A 3,929-nucleotide genomic window follows, 5' to 3' on the forward strand; every position below is an offset into this window, starting at 1 on the left:
GCGAATGCCAAATTGATAAAAAAATAAGAAACTAAATCATGAAAAAAGTCATTGGAGCTATTGGAATAATAGTAACACAGATTTATTTTGCACAAACTACCGATGCATTACCGAATATAATACCTCCAACTCCACAAACATTTAACTTCAGTGTTTATAATAGTAATTTTACTAATACTTCCACGGGTGAATTTACTCATTCAGTTCCAATTCATTCGGTCACAAAAGATGATATAAGTTTACCTATAGCATTTTCTTATAGAAGTGGAGTGAGAGTTGATGATTTTGGGAGCAACCTTGGGATGTCATGGCAGTTAAATGCTGGTGGTACAGTATCAAGGATTGTAAGAGATGAAGCAGATGAAAAAGCGGCTAAAAGATGGCTGCCGGAAAATGTAGATCTTATCAATGATGCTGCAAAAATTCAAGAAAGTTCTTTGCCGGGACCGTATGTTGATACTGAATATGACTGGTTTAGCTTTAATGTTGCGAATGGATTTCATGGTAGTTTTTATTTGGATAGTAATCTAAATCCTGTATATAGTAAAGCTGATGGAACTACAATTTCTATGAATAAATATTTTACTGCTGAAGGTTTATTTCTGGAATTTATTATCAAGGATAAAACTGGAAATACTTACTATTTTGGAGGGCAAAAAAAATATATTGAAGAAATTACTGTAACTACATCTAATGATGCTTCAGGAGGTGGAGGGATTCCTAGATCAAAATCTGCAACAGGATGGTATATCTATAAAATAATCACCAATAAAAACAATGAGATTGTTTTTGATTATGATGAAGATAGCTATACTTATTTTTCAAGCGTCGATTCATCACTTACACTTACGGAAGGTTGTAAATGTATTCCGAGTGGTGGTAATTATACTACCTCTGTAGTTAATAGTAAATCCCTGTCTGCAACGTCTACTCCAAGGTTAAAGTTAATTGAGGCTAATGGAGAAAAGATTAATTTTGAATATACAAAGAATAGAAACGATGTTACGGATTCAAAGTTGCTTACATCAGTTGTTGTGAAGAACAGAGGGAATATTATAATAAAAAACTTTGTGCTTGAGTATACAGATTATACTGCGTCAAATGTTGAAAGTTATTACTTTACAAATTTAAACTCAAATACTAAAAGCAGACATTTTTTAAATAAGGTTTCAAATACAATTTCAAAAGAAAAATATTCATTTGATTACTATTCTCCAGAGCTTTTGCCTGCTAGATTTAGTCTGAAATCTGATTATTATGGTTATTATAACGGGCAGCCTAATATACGTCCGTTTCCAATTATCAATGAGTTTAATACTAAAGATATCATTTTATTTTCTTCATTAATTAAAAATAAAATTCCTTCAAATTATTTAACAGCAAATAAGGAGGTGAATCCTGATTACAGTTTTATAGGAAACCTGAAAAAAATTACTTATCCTACAGGAGGTAGTTCGTCGGTTGTATATGAACCCAATAAGACTGCTGAAACATTACAGGAAGAAAGATATCAGTATGAAAGTTTTGATCTTGTCAGAGAATGTAATCAACCCAGAATAGTAGAATCTGCAAAAACTATTATTGCCAATGGAAGTCCTATTACCTTTTTTGCAAGTGCAGAAGCAGATTATTATCGCTGTGGTGAACCAGATGATTACCATGAAGTTTTTAGTGTAAGTGTAAAAGATTTAACTACTGGAGAAATGGTAAAATCAATCAGTAGAAAAGCAAGTTATGGCAGGTTTACTACTACAGCACCTGGTGAATTTTGTATACCTGGTGTTAATGGAGATTGTCCAATATCAACAGTTGACGGGCGATCTTATGAGCTTCGGTTTAGAGTGCAATCTGCATTGTCTGAAATATTTGGAAATGCTAATTTTAAATATAATAAAACCTTAGTACCTGTACAAAAGGATGTTTTTTATGGTGGAAGCAGAGTTAAAGAGATTATAGAAAATAATAATGAAGGCAGTACATATACAAGAAAGTTTTATTATAATTTTTACGCACAAAAAGATCAAGGGAAAACAACTATAAACCATCCAATTCCTCCAAGGTATTATTATAAGACAACAGGATTAAAAAACTGCTCATATGATTGTGGCTGTGAAGCTTTGCCTGTAGGGCCGGAAAGAAATATTTGTATGGGAAATATTCAGACCCCAACACCATTTGAGAATGCAACTTTTGGATATGGCACAAATAGTCTTATCAATCAGTTTAATAATAAATCTAACAAACCTTATTATACTGTTATTTCAGAAGTTGTTGACGGAAAATCATTAACTGAGAAAATTTTCTTTGAAAATGAAGATACACCTGCATTAACTTTTGCAGGAGCTGAAATATATAGTGCTCCTTATTCTAATTCCAGTGAGCTTTTACAAGGTCACATTAAAGAAGAAAAAGTATATGAATTTAAAAATAATAAGTTTCAACAGATTATCAACCAAACTTATCAATATGGTCAATATGATAATAATATAAAAAAATCATTTATCTTCAAACAAAACTATCCTATTCCACCTTATACTTCTGTACCTAATACTTATATAGATAATATTTCTATTGCAGAATATTATAATCATTATGGAGACTCTAAAATTGAAAAGATAAAAAAAGAAGAGTTTATTAACGGACAAATAATAAAAACGGAAACAGAAAATTTATATAATAACCCTTCACATTATCAGTTGACTTTATCAAAAAAACTGTTCTCGGATAATACAGCTCAGGAAACTACTTATCAGTATGCTCACGAAAAGAGCAATCAGAAGCTGATTAATGCCAATATGGTGGGGATTCCTTTGGAAACGGCAGTCATCAATAAACAAGGGGCAAACGATTCTGGGAAAATGATTACAAGAACTGAAACAAAGTATGATGATCCTGCAAATCTACTTCCCACTTCAGTATTATCTTTTGATCTGAAAAATATTCCATCCACGGAAGTTACTTATGATAAGTATGACAGTAAAGGAAATATCCAGCAATATACTACAAAAGATGGTATATCAACAGCTATTATCTGGGGATATGAAGGTACACTTCCTATAGCTAAAATAGCTGGGGCGAAATACTCTGATATCAGTCAGTCATCTATTGACAGTATTTTGAGTGCCTCTAAGACAGATGGAGAACAAGGGACTGTTGCTTCAGAAGAAGCTATGATAAGTGCTTTGGATGGATTTAGAAATAATCAAGCCTTATCAGGTTATCAGATCACCACCTATAGTCATGATCCTTTATTTGGAGTAAAGAGTATTACATCCCCATCAGGAATCAGGGAAAGTTATATTTATGATCCCGCAGGAAGACTTCAAAAAGTTATTGATGTTAAGGGTATGGTATTGAAAGAGTATAATTATCATTATGCTCCTACTCTTTATTATAATTCGTCAAAATCAGGAACCTTTACAAGAAATAACTGTGGGGTAGGTTATGCAGGTAGTCAGTATAACTATGTTGTACCAGCCAAAACATATAACTCAGAAATTAGTCAGGCAGATGCTGATCAGAAAGCCCAAAATGATATTAATGTAAATGGACAGGCAGCTGCCAATATTCATGGAGCTTGCCTGAAATTTTATTATAACGTTTCACGAAGTCAGGTTTTTACTAAAAATGATTGTGGTTCCTCCGGAGTAGGGCAAAATTTCACCTATACAGTTCCTGCCAACACCTATTCTTCTATCATTAGCCAGGCAGATGCTGATCAACAAGCTCAAGATGATATTGATACTCAAGGACAACGTGTGGCAAATTCACATGGTACTTGTCTTTAATAATAGTGTAAGTTATTGTGGTATAATAAGAACTAATATATAATGAAAAAAATAATAATCCCTGTAGGCATGTTGCTGATTAGTCATTTAGCTAATGCACAGCTCACTCCTACAGAAAACTATATTCAATCCAAAAGCTAT

General features: G+C 32.6%; 1 protein-coding gene. It reads left to right on the top strand.

The window, feature by feature from the left end; all coding sequences use genetic code 11:
* The first annotated feature begins 38 nt into the window (after positions 1-38).
* Positions 39-3,788, top strand: a complete 3,750-nt coding sequence (locus tag BOQ64_RS22635) for a DUF5977 domain-containing protein (protein WP_129059873.1) — start codon at positions 39-41, stop codon at positions 3,786-3,788.
* The last annotated feature ends 141 nt before the right edge of the window (positions 3,789-3,929 follow it).

This window comes from Chryseobacterium sp. CH25, assembly GCF_004119455.1.
In the GTDB taxonomy this organism is placed as follows: domain Bacteria; phylum Bacteroidota; class Bacteroidia; order Flavobacteriales; family Weeksellaceae; genus Chryseobacterium.

Excerpts from the sequence above, each read along its gene's own strand:
- BOQ64_RS22635 (WP_129059873.1), top strand. The coding sequence starts at position 39 with ATGAAAAAAGTCATTGGAGCTATTGGAATAATAGTAACACAGATTTAT.